Here is a 14,765-nt window from a genome sequence, read left to right as displayed (position 1 = left end):
TTAATTTCTAAACAATAATCAACTTTTGCAGTCAAAGTGAATTATCGATAACAGATCTAAACGTTGCTTTCTGATATGATTGCGCAGCATTACTAACAAGAGGCTATAATCATTTATGTCACTATGGCGTAAAATATATTACAACACGTTGAATTTACCACTGAAATTATTGGTAAAAAGTAAACTAATCCCAACGGACCCGATAACAGAGTTGCAGCTTAACCCAAACAAGCCAACGCTGTACGTCTTGCCATATCATTCAAAGTCGGACCTTCTCACGCTTCGCCAACAATGCCTAGCGATTGGTTTACCTGATCCTCTCGTGGATAACGACATCAATGGCACCAAGCTCCCTGCCTATGTGTTTATTGATGATGGCCCACGCGTGTTCCGTTACTACTCCCCAGATCCACGTAAAGAGTCAGTAAAAATATTCCATGCATATCTGGATTTGCATAAAAACAATCCAAATCTTGATATTCAAATGCTACCTGCATCCGTCATGTTTGGACGTGCGCCGGGTCGTGAAGGGCATAAGCCTGCCCCACTAAAACTGTTAAACGGAGTGCAAAAATTCTTTGCAGTTCTGTGGTTAGGGCGTGATAGCTTTGTACGTTTTTCTCCGAGCATTTCTCTTGGCCAGATGGCACAAGAGCATGGCACTGACACCATCATTGCCAATAAACTTGCTCGCGTAGCACGTATTCATTACTCTCGTCAGCGTTTAGCTGCAGTCGGGCCAAAACTGCCTGCGCGTTATGAGCTATTTAATAAGCTGCTATCCTCTAAAGCCATTGAAAAAGCCGTTGAAGACGAAGCTCGCAGTAAAAAAATTCCATTACAAAAAGCTCAGCAAAATGCCGTGGCAATGATGGAAGAGATTGCCGCCAACTTCTCTTATGAAGCTGTGCGACTGACTGACCGCGTGCTCAGTTGGACATGGAACCGCTTATACCAAGGGATCAACGTTCAGCATGCTGAGCGCGTTCGCCAACTGGCGCAAGATGGCCACGAAATTGTGTATGTGCCCTCTCACCGTAGCCACATGGACTACCTGCTACTTTCTTATGTGCTTTATCACCAAGGCCTGGTACCACCGCACATTGCAGCGGGTATTAACCTTAATTTCTGGCCAGCAGGCCCCATTTTCCGTCGCTTAGGTGCTTTCTTTATTCGCCGTACATTCAAGGGTAATAAACTCTATTCCACCGTATTCCGCGAATACCTCAGTGAGCTATTTGCTCGCGGCTATTCGATTGAATACTTTGTGGAAGGCGGTCGTTCACGTACAGGTCGCTTACTGGAACCAAAAACCGGTACCTTGTCGATGACCCTACAAGCGATGCTACGCGGAGACTCTCGCCCTATCACTATCGTCCCTATCTATATTGGTTACGAACATGTGATGGAAGTGGGGACTTACGCGAAAGAGCTACGTGGCGCAGAGAAAGAGAAAGAAGGTTTCTTCTCCATGGTGCGTGGTCTGCGTAAATTGCGTAATTTAGGTCAAGGTTATGTGAACTTTGGACAGCCAATTTCACTGACCCAGTACTTAAATAACCGCGTACCAAATTGGCGTGAATCTATTGACCCGATTGAGCCACAGCGCCCAACCTGGTTAAACCCAACAGTCAGCAGCTTAGCCGATAACATTATGGTGAACATCAATAATGCGGCAGCCGCCAACGCGATTAACTTATGTTCCACGGCACTATTAGCTTCTCGTCAGCGCTCGCTCACCCGCGAACAACTGCTTGAACAAATCGAGTGCTATCTGCAGCTGCTGCGCAATGTGCCTTACACTGCCGATGCAACTACGCCGAACAAAACAGCTGAAGAGCTTCTTGAACACGCCTTGCAGATGAATAAGTTTGAAGTCGAAAAAGACAGCATGGGGGATATTATTATTCTGCCACGTGAAAATGCGGTCTTAATGACCTATTACCGTAACAATATTCATCACTTACTGGTTCTGCCTTCACTTATCGCCAGCATTGTGCTGCACCATGAGCGCATTAGCCGTGACGCAATCCACCAGCAAGTTACGCTGATTTATCCATTCCTGAAAGCAGAGCTGTTTATGCGTTATGATGCAAACGCACTCACGGAAACGGTGGATACATTGATTGATGAGCTGAACAGCCAACAACTGATCTGCGTGAAAGATGATAATATGGTGGTGTTAAATCCTCGCCGTATCCGTCCTTTACAGCTACTGGCCGCAGGCGTTCGCGAGACACTGCAACGCTACTCCATCACCCTGTCATTACTCAATGCAAGCCCAGAAGTCAGCCGCAATACGTTGGAGAAAGAGAGTCGCATGCTCGCGCAACGTCTGTCTGTTCTGCACGGCATTAACGCCCCTGAATTCTTTGATAAAGCCGTGTTCTCAACACTGGTCGATACCCTCAAAGAAGAAGGCTACATTGATAATAACGAAAACGATATTTTCTCGACGAATGCGAAGACATTGTATGCGGTACTTGCGCGATTAATGTCGCCAGAGATTCGCCTGACCATCGAGAGCGTTAGCCAAACTGAAGAACTTTCGGCACCAAAACCTGCACCAACAAGTGCCCCGGAAAAAGCTGAATCAGACTCAGAAACGCCAAAAGAGTAATCTTGCTAGTCAGTGATATGCACCAACAAAAAAGGGTAATGCATCTGCATTACCCTTTTTCTTATCCCGTTTTAATGGTTAAAAATAGCTAATCACCATACCGATAAACAGAATAAAGCCGACATAGTTATTATTCATAAACGCTTTGAAACACGGCGCTCGCTCTCGGTTCACCATCAATTGCTGTTGATAAACAAACAGCACAGCGGCTAGCACTAACGAACCATAATAAACCATACCTAAGTTAGCCAATGAGCCAATCACCACCAGCAAGCTAACCATAATAATTTGCAGCAATCCAATGATCAGCTTGTCATATTGACCAAACAAAATCGCCGTCGATTTCACGCCAATTTTTAAATCATCGTTACGGTCAACCATGGCATACTGAGTGTCATAAATCACTGACCAGATGATATTCACTAAAAATAGTAACCAACAAACTAGTGGTAAGGACTCACTAACTGCTGAGAATCCCATCGGGATTGACCAGCCAAATGCAGCACCCAATACCACTTGTGGTAAATGGCTCACGCGCTTCACAAACGGGTAGACCCATGCCAGCGCTAAGCCTGCGACCGATAACCAGATAGTCATGGTATTCAAACTCAATACCAATAAGAAAGAGAGCCCCACCAGCGTAGCAAATAGAATTTTTGCTTCTTTTTCAGTGACATCACCGCTAGGCAGTGGTCGGTGCTTGGTTCTTTCTACGTGCCCATCGAAATTACGATCAGCAAAGTCATTGATAACACAGCCTGCGGCACGCATTAAAAAAACACCTACCGTAAAGACAATCAGAATATGCAAACTTGGCGTGCCGTGGGCGGCAATCCACAGCGCCCAATAGGTTGGCCACAGCAATAACAGTGAGCCAATAGGTCTATCAATACGCATTAAACGGCTGTATGCATGCCATTTACTTAGCGCCATACTTCCCTCCACGTTGTCGTGCTCCTTTATGCTTCTATTTTACCCATAAACGTCATTTGAATTATGTTAGATAGTTATCTATATGCAGGTGATTCAGGTAAAAATATTTCGGTTAATAATAATGGTTTTTGGGACAATCTAAGTAGGGAACGGCGTACCCAGCGGTCAGCACTGGATCCCATTTCAATATAATCTCGGGTTAGATTTTCATGACTAAAGAGGTAGCGCCCTAATGGGACTCGCCCAATATCCACTAATTGTTTGTCATTATTGGTGAGCGTCTCTTCTGGGATCAGCGTTCTGCCAATCAACCAAGGAATATTATCCCCATACATAATCACTTCCCGTAACCAATAATGCTCACTAATTGGTAAACATTTTTGTTCGTCGGCTGTGAGCATGTCCAGTGAGATATAGCGTTCTAAATAGGGTATTACTGTCACTTTCTGACAATGCTGCTCAAACCGTTTGGTCATCGACCCCTGCTCTTGCAACCAATCCAATACACTTTCAGGAACACTCTCGTCGCCCTCTTCTAACCAGTTTATCGGGTGAGAGGTAAAAATTGTTTCATGCATTCAATCAAATTCCACCATAGTAATTATGGTTATCCCCTGATTGCTACTCAAGCTTGTTAACGTCTAGCGTATTAAAGCCACAACCAGCATCGTTCATCTAAATTATTGGGCGATAGGATAGCACGTTGTTATAGTGCAAGGTTAAAGATAGATAACAATTTATATAAAAACTCGCCAATTCAACACAAATTGTAAAAATTTTGTAAAAAATATTTGATTTATAATGAGTTAGCTTAAAAATCGTATTTTATTAGGATACTAATAGCCTGCCAATCACAGGCTATTAGTTGCTTGAAAAAACGCCATTAACGCCAGTTTTTATAGCAATTAATCAACCCGTTGGTAGAGCTATCATGGCTCTCTACCGCTTGGCTATTTTCCAATTCAGGCAAAATACGGCTCGCCAGTTGCTTACCTAACTCAACACCCCATTGGTCAAAGGTGAAAATATTTAAAATTGCACCTTGGGTAAAGATTTTATGCTCATACATAGCGATCAGTGCCCCTAATGAATACGGAGTGATCTCTTTAAGCAAAATAGAGTTAGTTGGGCGGTTGCCTTCAAACACTTTGTAAGGCGCCACATATTCCATCTCTTCGACGGTTTTACCTTGCGCGGCAAATTCTGCATCCACCACTTCACGAGTTTTACCGAAGGCTAATGCTTCAGTTTGTGCGAAGAAGTTCGACAGCAGCTTAGCGTGGTGATCGCCCAGCGGGTTATGTGTCACTGCCGGCGCAATAAAGTCACATGGGATCATTTTTGTCCCTTGGTGAATCAACTGGTAAAACGCATGTTGCCCGTTAGTTCCCGGTTCACCCCAAATAATTGGACCTGTTTGGTAAGTAACTGCGTTACCATTGCGATCAATATATTTTCCGTTTGATTCCATATTGCCTTGTTGGAAATAGGCGGCAAAGCGATGCATATACTGGTCGTATGGCAGAATCGCTTCAGTTTCTGAACCAAAAAAGTTGTTGTACCAGATGCCGATTAGCGCTAATAAAACGGGGATATTGCTTTCTAGAGGCGTTTGAGTGAAATGCTTATCCATTGCATGAGCACCGCTCAGTAATTGAACGAAATTCTCATAACCGACGGATAAAATGATAGACAAACCAATCGCTGACCACAGAGAGTAACGGCCACCAACCCAATCCCAGAATTCGAACATGTTATTGGTATCAATACCAAATTTTGCGACTTGTTCGCTGTTGGTTGAGAGCGCCACAAAATGTTTCGCGATATGTTTTTCATCTTTGGCAAACGTCAATAACCACTCACGCGCTGAATGCGCATTGGTCATGGTTTCTTGAGTCGTAAATGTTTTCGATGCAATCAGGAATAACGTAGTTTCAGGATTGAGACCCTTCAATGTTTCTGCAATTTGAGTGCCATCAACGTTAGAGACAAAATGCATATTTAAATGGTTTTTATAAGGACGTAGCGCCTCAGTCACCATAAATGGCCCCAGATCTGAGCCACCAATCCCAATATTCACTACATCAGTAATGGCTTTACCGGTATACCCTTTCCATTCGCCACTAATAATACGTGTGCTGAACTGCTGCATTTTTTCCAGCACTGCATTCACTTCTGGCATCACATCTTTGCCATCCACCAGCACTGGGGTATTGTCGCGGTTACGTAATGCAGTATGCAGAACGGCACGATCTTCAGTACGGTTGATTTTCTCACCACTGAACAGACTTTTGATTGCATCTTCCAGTTGCGTTTCTTTAGCTAATGCCAAAAGTGCGTCCAATGTCTCTTGTGTAATACGGTTTTTGGAGAAATCCACTAAGATTTGATCATTAAAAGTGGCAGAAAACTTCGTAAAGCGCTGCGCATCTTGTGCAAATAAGTCACGCATATGCACATTTTTCATCTCTGCATAATGATGCTCTAGCGCACGCCATGCAGCAGTCTGGCTTGGATTGATACTTTTCATGGATAACACCTCCAAAACAATTTCAAATAATAATAGATTGTAACTCGCCGAGGACACGAAGCTTATCGGTTTTCTGCGTTCTCATAATCTGCTGTTGTTCAGTCTATTCTCCCAAACCTAACGGCAACTGTCATCTCATCCCCAAAAGGATTAAGGAAAGAGAAGGTATTGAGAAAACCGATAATCATTTGCCCATCATTAGAATTACTGATTTACCTCGATTCATTATTGACGATACGTGCCAAAGCCGATAAATCTATTACTCCAACGTATTTCAAGCTGTTGATGTCGTGCCGTATTCGGCCAGCGCCGCAGGAATTATTTTGGGTTCATGCATTATTTAAAGATAGGCGGTTTAATTAAAGGGATTGGAAAAATGAATACAGTAGCTGGCAGTAATCAGTTTGTTATCGCAAAATTTGGCGGCACAAGCGTTGCTAACTTCGACGCAATGAATAAAAGTGCGGATATCGTACTGGCAAATGATCAAGTTCGTGTGGTTGTACTTTCTGCAAGTGCGGGGATCACCAACTTACTCATTGAACTCGCTGAAGGCTGCGACACTGATAAACGCAACGAGCTACTGCAAAAAGTCAAACAGATTCAATATGACATTATCGAACACCTACAAACGGCGGACGTAATTCGCGAAGAAATCGACCGTCTACTTGATAATATCGCCCATTTAGCCGACTCCGCCTCTCTTGCCACTTCTGATGCCTTAACGGACGAAATGGTCAGCCACGGTGAGATTATGTCCACATTACTGTTTGTGGAAGTATTGCGTCAGCGCGAGATCCCCTCACAATGGTTTGATGTTCGTAAAGTGATGAGAACTAATGAAAGCTTTGGTCGCGCTGAGCCAGATCTTGAGCAGCTACAAGTACTCACACAACAGCAGCTACTTCCACGCTTAGCCGAGTCGATTATTATCACTCAAGGGTTTATTGGTCGTGATGCTAAAGGGCGCACCACCACGCTAGGGCGTGGAGGGAGTGACTATACCGCGGCCTTACTGGCCGAAGTCTTGAACTTATCCCGCGTGGATATTTGGACTGATGTACCCGGCATTTACACCACCGACCCTCGCGTGGTGCCGAGTGCCAAAAAAATCAATGAAATCGCCTTTGACGAAGCAGCTGAAATGGCGACTTTCGGCGCAAAAATTCTGCATCCAGCCACTTTATTACCGGCAGTGCGTGCGGGGATCCCTGTATTCGTCGGCTCCAGTAAAGCCCCTGAAGCAGGAGGGACGATTGTCAGCGAGCAAACGGAAAATCCACCGCAATTTAGAGCGCTCGCATTACGCCGCAAACAAACGTTACTAACGCTGCACAGTTTGAAAATGCTGCATGCACGTGGTTTCCTTGCAGAAATTTTTACTATCTTGCTGCGCCATAATATTTCCGTGGATTTGATCACCACGTCGGAAGTGAGCATCGCACTGACGTTAGATACAACCGGCTCAACAGGCACTAATGGTAGCTTGCTAACCAATGCCTTAATGACAGAATTATCTGCGCTGTGCCGCGTGGAAGTGGAAGAAAACCTTGCTCTGGTGGCGATTATTGGTAACCAACTTTCGCAAGTGAACGGGCTCGGAAAACAGATTTTCGGCGCTCTGGAATCCTTTAATATCCGCATGATCAGCTACGGTGCTAGCAGCCATAATATTTGTCTGCTTGTGCCAGGTAACGACGCGGAAGAGATTGTTCGCACACTGCACAATAATCTTTTTGAGTGATAGCGAATAGCTATTCATAAATGATAACGAGCCTGAAACGAGAACGGGCAATCTTTTGATTGCCCGTTTAACTTGCTAATAAAAATAAATTTAACGACTTAGGAAAGAGGTAATCAGCCCACTAAACGTCGACTCCCCCGCAAAAGCATAAGTGCTTTTTAGCTCTTCTCCGCGAATATCCGCAAAGCGCGCTAACGCTAATTCTTTGCTATTCGCCTCTATCTCTTCAAACTGCTTCTGGTAACCCGCATTCACTAACTCGGTAGCTTTTTGGGTTTCAGTCATCTCTAACGCAACAACTTCATCGGATTTAATAAAAAAACAATAAGTGCTCATTTGACACCTCATTTTTTCATACTCAAAAAACAGCTAGACTCGTTCTAATCTAATGGAAAAATTTACAACAAAGACTCAACAAAGAACCAATTAATAAAACTATACTTCATTATTTAGCTAAATAAAAATAGCGTCCTAATTCACAAAGATTGATAAATTTTATGGTGTAGATATACGTTATTTTTTTAAAAAAAAAGAAGAAAATAATTTTCAAGAATATCAAAATGATATTTGTAAATACGATAAAAAAGAAAAACAGATATAAATGATTAAAAGCCAATAACATTAATAAGGTTATTAGCTTTTAAATGAAATAGAATGGATTCTTTCATTGGTTTATTTTTTAGAAGGCAATGAATTTTTTACACTTTCTGTATATTGCAGCATATTCGCTTTTGCATTATGGTCTTTTTGCAATAATGCTAAGTTATTTTTTGCGGTCACATTACCCAGTTTATCCGCACGCTCAAACCACATAATGGCACGGAAAATATTTTTACTTCCGCCTTCCCCTCGGGCATACATTACGCCGAGGTTATTTTGCGCATCACTGTTTTCTTTGAATGCCGCAGACTCCAAAAGCTCTCGTGCTTTTTGGCTATCTTGCTGAACCCCAGTTCCCGTCAGGTAGAAAATCGCTAACTGGTTTTTCGCGTCCATATTGTCTTCTTTTGTGACTTCCAACCACTTTACAATCTGCTGGATCTCAACATCTTTCAACTGACCCGCTAGATATAAATTCGCTAACTTTAATTGTGCATCGACAATATCTGAATCGGCTAATTCGATATACCACTGGATCGCTTTGGCCATATCAGGTTTAACGCCGCCAAGGCCTTTTTCATAATATTCAGCCACTTTCATAGCGGCTTCAGCAGACTCATTATCCGCGGCCATTTGGTACCACTTAAAGGCTTCGCTCAGGTCTTGCCCAACGCCATCACCTGTCTCATACGCTTGCGCTAACGCATATTGAGCCGAAAATTCACCTTGGTTCGCCGCACATTTATACCAGTACACTGCTTGGTAGTTATTTTGCTCAACGAGCGGGTGACCTTTGCTGTAAAAGTCCCCCATGTTTTTCTGTGCAACTGGGGAGCCCATGTTCGCGGCTTGGCGATACAGGTAAATCGCCGTATCCTCATCTTTTTCCATACCTTCGCCATTTTCATACATCACGGCTAAGTTGTTCACGGCAGAGGCTACGCCATTACGTGCACTGCGCTCATACCATGTAAAAGCTTTATTGTAGTCAATATCACCACCAAGCCCATCATGGTAGAACAAACCAATGGCAAACTGTGCATATTCTTGCTCTTGCTCTGCGGCTTCATAATACCAAGCGCGCGCTTGTTTATAGTCTTTTTCGACGCCTAAACCGCGTTCAAATAAATAACCCATCGCATATTGGCAGTATGAATCGCCTTTTTCGGCGCATTTACGGTACCAATTGCCTGCTTGATCATAATCCTTTTTGCGCTGGGCCAGCATACCGATGTAGTAATCACCATCATTACTATTTAAATCAGAAGCTTTCTTAAACCAGTAATAGGCTTTATTTTCGTCAGCATCGAGAAAATCTGTGCCATCCAAATAAGCGATACCCACGTCAATCATGGCATCAATTTTGCCCGCATTAGCCTCTTTAATGCTACTTTGGAAATCTGTTGGAAGGTTGTTTGGCTCAATTACTTCAAGAGCTTTAGGGAACGGTTCAACTAAAGCAGAGTCCGCCTGAGGCGTTAAAACCACAGGGGTGATAATTGGGGTAGAAGATGGGTTAGCGGCAACTTTGGTTGGCTGGTTATGAAACGAACCCGACTCTATTGGCTCTGCTTGCACATAAGGGGCACAGATAAAGCAGAAACTAAATAAGAGAGAGGGTAATTTCATGACATTTACTCACAGCTTGGCATTGACCACTGCTATATAAGATATCATTCCCATACAAAAATCATAAGAACTATAAGCAGAAAATAACCAAATGATATGAATTTTTAAGAAAATAATTTGGGTGATTATCGTAATTGATTATAAAACGAGCTAATCACCCTCTAATTAATAATTAAATTGTCTTAATCCAAAAAATTAATTAACGCGATATCCACCATGTTTACTCGCAAATAAATTAAACTTACCCCACTCAATTAAAATCAATTCCAATTTTTGATGACTAATTTTGCATAGCGTCGATATTTGGGAAACCACAAAATGATTTTCACCCACTAATTCTTCTGAAAATACCTCAGCAATTAATTCACTCTCTTTCGCTGTAATTAACCAGCCATCATTGGTCGCAAATTTATGAACCGGAACCATACCTTCTTTCGTACTTTCTTTAGAGAGTAACTTATCTTCCGCTTGTTGCGCTTGATAAAACGCGTCGATTTCCTCTTGTGAAGGGATCGGTTCAACCCGCTCTTGGTTTTCCAAGAATAGATAAATTTCTTCTGCTCTTGCTGGTGTTAACTCGCTTCTTAACCAAATTTGGTTAAAGCAATGTTCCGTCAATGAATCTTCAGTATCCAATTTGTCCATGATTTGCAAAATGCTCATCATGGCACTCACCGCATCTTCGCTCATCATAAATGTCTCTGGTGCGGCGCTATTTTGGATCTGATAAGGATAAACTACCGAGGACGGCAGTTTTCCTTCAATTATAAATTCATAGCTCATCATTTGCTCCCAATAGATTTCCTACCTATAAGATGGAGGTGAATAACTGAAAAATCAATCTTATGGTTCAAATCAATCTTCTGGGTCATAGCCTAAATTTGGTGCTAACCAGCGCTCTAATTCTGCAACAGTCATTCCTTTGCGTTTGGCATAATCGTCAATTTGATCTTTTTGCACCTGTGCCACCGCAAAGTATTTACTATCAGGGTGACTAAAGTACCAACCCGAGACGGAGGCACCCGGCCACATTGCGTAAGAACTGGTCAGTTTCATACCAATTTTGTCTTCCACATTCAGGAGTTGCCAGATTTTCTCCTTTTCTGTGTGTTCAGGACAAGCGGCATAACCCGGTGCAGGGCGAATGCCTTGATAATTTTCACGAATCAATTCTTCGTTGCTCAGCGCTTCCTCTGACGCATAACCCCAATACTGGGTCCTGACTTGTTGATGCAGATATTCTGCAAAAGCTTCTGCTAAGCGATCAGACAAGGCTTTCACCATGATTTTATTATAATCATCGTGGGCATTCTCACACTGCTGCGCCAGCGCATCCTCTTCCAACCCGCCAGTAACAGCAAATGCACCGATATAATCCGCTTTACCACTCTCTTTAGGTGCAACAAAATCCGATAAGCAATAGTTTGGAAAATCGGTTTTTAAGGTTTGTTGACGTAAATTCAAGGAAACCGCTTTCACAGAATCACGGGCGGATGATGCGTAGATCTCTATATCGTCTTGTATTCGGTTCGCAGGGAAAATACCAAAAATACCTCTCGGCGTGAGTAATTTCTGGCGGTCAAGTTCATCCAACATGGCATTTGCATCAGCCAATACTCTACGAGCCTCTTCGCCAACTACCTCATCTTGTAAAATACGTGGGTACTTTCCTGCCAGCGACCACGTCATAAAGAAAGGTGTCCAATCGATATACTCACGTAGCGTCTCAATAGAAGCCGTGACTTCCTGCACACCTAAAAACTTCGGCGTAGGTGGTTGATAGCTCTCCCAATCGATTTTTACACCATTTGCTCGAGCGACATCTAACTCAACAGGTGGTGTTCTTGGTTTTTTACGCCCATGCTGCTGGCGCACGGTTTCATATTCACGGCGGGTACGCGCCACAAATTCCGCTTTTTGGGTATCCGACAGTAAAGCGGCAACAACACCGACAGTACGCGAGGCGTTTTGTACGTATGTCGTCGGGCCAGAATAGTTTTGCTCAATTTTCACGGCAGTGTGAGCTTTCGAGGTGGTTGCGCCTCCAATCAATAGCGGTAAGGTAAACCCTTGTCGCTCCATCTCTTTTGCTACATGCACCATTTCATCCAACGACGGTGTAATCAACCCCGATAAACCGATAATATCGACCTTCTGTTCTCGGGCAGTTTTCAGGATCGTCTCACATGGCACCATGACGCCTAAGTCAATAATTTCATAGTTATTACACTGTAAAACCACACCAACAATATTCTTACCGATATCGTGAACATCGCCTTTAACTGTGGCTAGCAATACTTTCCCTGCACTGCTTCCCGACTGTTTTAGCTCTTGAATATACGGCTCTAAATACGCCACCGCTTGCTTCATGACTCGCGCAGACTTCACGACCTGCGGTAAAAACATTTTTCCTTCACTAAACAAGTCGCCAACCACATTCATCCCGTTCATTAACGGGCCTTCAATGACTTCAATTGGACTGGCGGCACGTTGGCGAGTCTCTTCCGTATCTTGGATAATAAATTCCGTGATCCCTTTTACTAGCGAATATTCAAGCCGTTTTTCTACTTCCCAACTGCGCCATTCCGCTTGTTGGATTTGCTGCTCTTGCCCCCCCGTTCCGCGGTATTTTTCAGCCAGTTCCAGCAGCTTTTCAGTTCCATCTTCTCGGCGATTGAGGATCACATCTTCTACCGCGTTTTTGAGCTCAGCGGGAAGATCGTCATAAATGGCCAATTGCCCTGCATTGACGATCCCCATATCCATACCATTGCGGATCGCGTGATACAGAAAAACAGCGTGAATAGCTTCACGTACCGGATCATTGCCTCGGAATGAGAAAGAAACGTTAGATACCCCACCGGAGATCAGCGCATGAGGAAGTTGATCTTTAATATCTTTACAGACTTCAATAAAATCAACGGCATAGTTATTATGTTCTTCAATTCCCGTAGCAACCGCAAAAATGTTCGGGTCAAAAATAATATCTTCAGGCGGGAAACCGACCGTTTCCGTCAATATTTGGTATGCGCGGCGGCAAATTTCTATTTTACGCTCACGGGTATCTGCTTGCCCCACTTCATCAAACGCCATAACCACCATAGCCGCACCATATTTACGGACTAATTTGGCGTGATCAATAAAGGCATCAACCCCCTCTTTCATTGAGATGGAGTTCACGATCCCTTTGCCTTGGATACACTTCAGCCCTTTTTCGATCACGTCCCATTTCGAGGAGTCGATCATAATAGGCACCCGTGCAATATCCGGCTCCCCGGCGATCAAATTCAAAAAGCGCACCATCGCCGCGTGAGAATCTAACATGCCCTCATCCATGTTGATATCGATGATCTGCGCGCCGTTTTCCACTTGTTGGCGAGCGATATCAAGGGCTTCTTGGTAATTTTCTTCTTTAATTAAACGCTTAAATTTTGCCGAGCCAGTGACGTTAGTACGCTCTCCCACGTTCACAAACAGAGACTGCGCACCAATATTCAAGGGTTCTAAACCAGATAACCGACATTCCACGGGTAATGTTGGTAACTGGCGAGGTTTAAGTCCCTCAACGGCTTGCGCCATTTTTTGGATATGAAGTGGCGTGGTACCACAGCATCCACCGACGATATTTAAAAAGCCTGCTTCCGCCCATTCACGGATCTGCTGCGCCATATTTTGGGCATCAAGATCGTATTCACCGAATGCATTTGGTAATCCTGCATTGGGGTGGGCGCTGACATAGCATTCTGAAATACGTGATAATTCAGCGATATATTGACGAAGTTCATCAGGACCCAATGCGCAATTAAGCCCAAATGATAGTGGCTGAGAGTGACGCAATGAGTTGTAAAATGCTTCCGTGGTTTGCCCCGATAAGGTGCGCCCCGAGGCATCGGTGATCGTCCCTGAGATCATCACAGGCAAGTGGATCCCAAGTGCTTCAAATTCAGTTTCTACCGCAAAAATCGCCGCTTTTGCATTTAATGTATCAAAAATGGTTTCGATCATGATCAGATCGGCACCACCTTTAATCAGAGATCGTGTGGATTCGCGGTACGCATCCACCAGCAAATCAAACGTCACGTTGCGATATGCCGGATCATTCACATCAGGGGAGATCGATGCAGTACGGTTTGTTGGTCCTAGGACTCCAGCCACATAACGCGGTTTTTCTGGGGTCTTACGTGTCCACTCATCGGCACATTCACGAGCAAGGCGAGCCGCGGTTTCATTGATTTGTGCAGAAAAGGCTTCCATTTTATAATCCGCCATCGCAATGGTGGTGGAGTTAAACGTATTGGTTTCAATAATATCCGCCCCTGCCGCAAAATATTGGTTATGGATATCGCGAATAATCTCGGGCTGGGTGAGCACAAGTAAGTCATTATTGCCTTTCAAATCACTTGGCCAATCTGCAAAACGCGCACCTCGAAACTGCTCTTCAGAGAGTTTATGGCGTTGGATCATCGTTCCCATCGCACCGTCAAGGACGAGGATTCTATTTTTTAATTGTTGTTCTAACTGGTTTTTCTTGCTGGACACTGCACTGTCCTCCTGAAAATGATAATCCCTTGGCTTAATCTGCCCCATGCTGTGACTTTACACAGCTAAATTGCTAAATCGTCAATGAATTGAAAATAAAATAAATTTGTATGAATCACATCCTACCATAACTTCAGAAGAGAAAATTCGTCGTTATGATGAGAGTTTTT

At 43.7% G+C, this 14,765-nt stretch carries 9 protein-coding genes; 2 read left to right on the top strand and 7 right to left on the bottom strand.

The window, feature by feature from the left end:
* The first annotated feature begins 115 nt into the window (after positions 1-115).
* Positions 116-2,620, top strand: coding sequence for a glycerol-3-phosphate 1-O-acyltransferase PlsB (plsB, locus tag LDO51_RS08215; protein ID WP_225577057.1), 2,505 nt, complete (start codon positions 116-118; stop codon positions 2,618-2,620).
* A gap of 78 nt (positions 2,621-2,698) precedes the next feature.
* Here the strand turns inward: plsB and ubiA are convergent, their stop codons facing one another.
* The 3 genes from ubiA to pgi all read right to left on the bottom strand — a co-directional run bounded on the left by ubiA (position 2,699) and on the right by pgi (position 6,083).
* Complete coding sequence (gene ubiA / locus LDO51_RS08210; protein ID WP_225577056.1) at positions 2,699-3,553, bottom strand: 4-hydroxybenzoate octaprenyltransferase; 855 nt, start codon at positions 3,551-3,553, stop codon at positions 2,699-2,701.
* A 74-nt stretch (positions 3,554-3,627) separates the two neighbouring features.
* Entirely contained in the window at positions 3,628-4,131 is a 504-nt protein-coding gene (ubiC, locus tag LDO51_RS08205) for a chorismate lyase (protein WP_225577055.1), read from the bottom strand.
* A 305-nt stretch (positions 4,132-4,436) separates the two neighbouring features.
* Positions 4,437-6,083, bottom strand: coding sequence for a glucose-6-phosphate isomerase (gene pgi / locus LDO51_RS08200; RefSeq protein WP_225577054.1), 1,647 nt, complete (start codon positions 6,081-6,083; stop codon positions 4,437-4,439).
* 376 nt (positions 6,084-6,459) lie between these two features.
* Here pgi and lysC point away from each other — a divergent pair, with 376 nt between their 5' ends.
* A complete protein-coding gene (gene lysC / locus LDO51_RS08195; RefSeq protein WP_225577053.1) occupies positions 6,460-7,827 on the top strand; it encodes a lysine-sensitive aspartokinase 3 in 1,368 nt (455 codons plus the stop codon).
* A 90-nt stretch (positions 7,828-7,917) separates the two neighbouring features.
* On the opposite strand, the gene LDO51_RS08190 is transcribed toward lysC, so the two are convergent.
* The 4 genes from LDO51_RS08190 to metH all read right to left on the bottom strand — a co-directional run bounded on the left by LDO51_RS08190 (position 7,918) and on the right by metH (position 14,595).
* Positions 7,918-8,163 carry a hypothetical protein gene (locus LDO51_RS08190; protein ID WP_225577052.1) on the bottom strand — a complete coding sequence of 82 codons (246 nt, stop codon included), beginning with the start codon at positions 8,161-8,163 and terminating at the stop codon, positions 7,918-7,920.
* A 336-nt stretch (positions 8,164-8,499) separates the two neighbouring features.
* A complete protein-coding gene (locus LDO51_RS08185) occupies positions 8,500-10,056 on the bottom strand; it encodes a tetratricopeptide repeat protein (protein ID WP_225577051.1) in 1,557 nt (518 codons plus the stop codon).
* 195 nt (positions 10,057-10,251) lie between these two features.
* The gene (locus LDO51_RS08180) at positions 10,252-10,839 is read right to left on the bottom strand and encodes a hypothetical protein (RefSeq protein WP_187128669.1); all 588 of its coding nucleotides are present in this window, start codon (positions 10,837-10,839) and stop codon (positions 10,252-10,254) included.
* A 72-nt stretch (positions 10,840-10,911) separates the two neighbouring features.
* The gene (gene metH, locus LDO51_RS08175) at positions 10,912-14,595 is read right to left on the bottom strand and encodes a methionine synthase (RefSeq protein ID WP_225577050.1); all 3,684 of its coding nucleotides are present in this window, start codon (positions 14,593-14,595) and stop codon (positions 10,912-10,914) included.
* Positions 14,596-14,765: the final 170 nt, after the last annotated feature.

It is taken from the genome of Providencia alcalifaciens (assembly GCF_020271745.1).
GTDB lineage: Bacteria > Pseudomonadota > Gammaproteobacteria > Enterobacterales > Enterobacteriaceae > Providencia > Providencia alcalifaciens_B.
The sequence above is the reverse complement of the archived record's forward strand: the minus strand, read 5'-3'. Positions and strand labels throughout refer to the sequence as shown.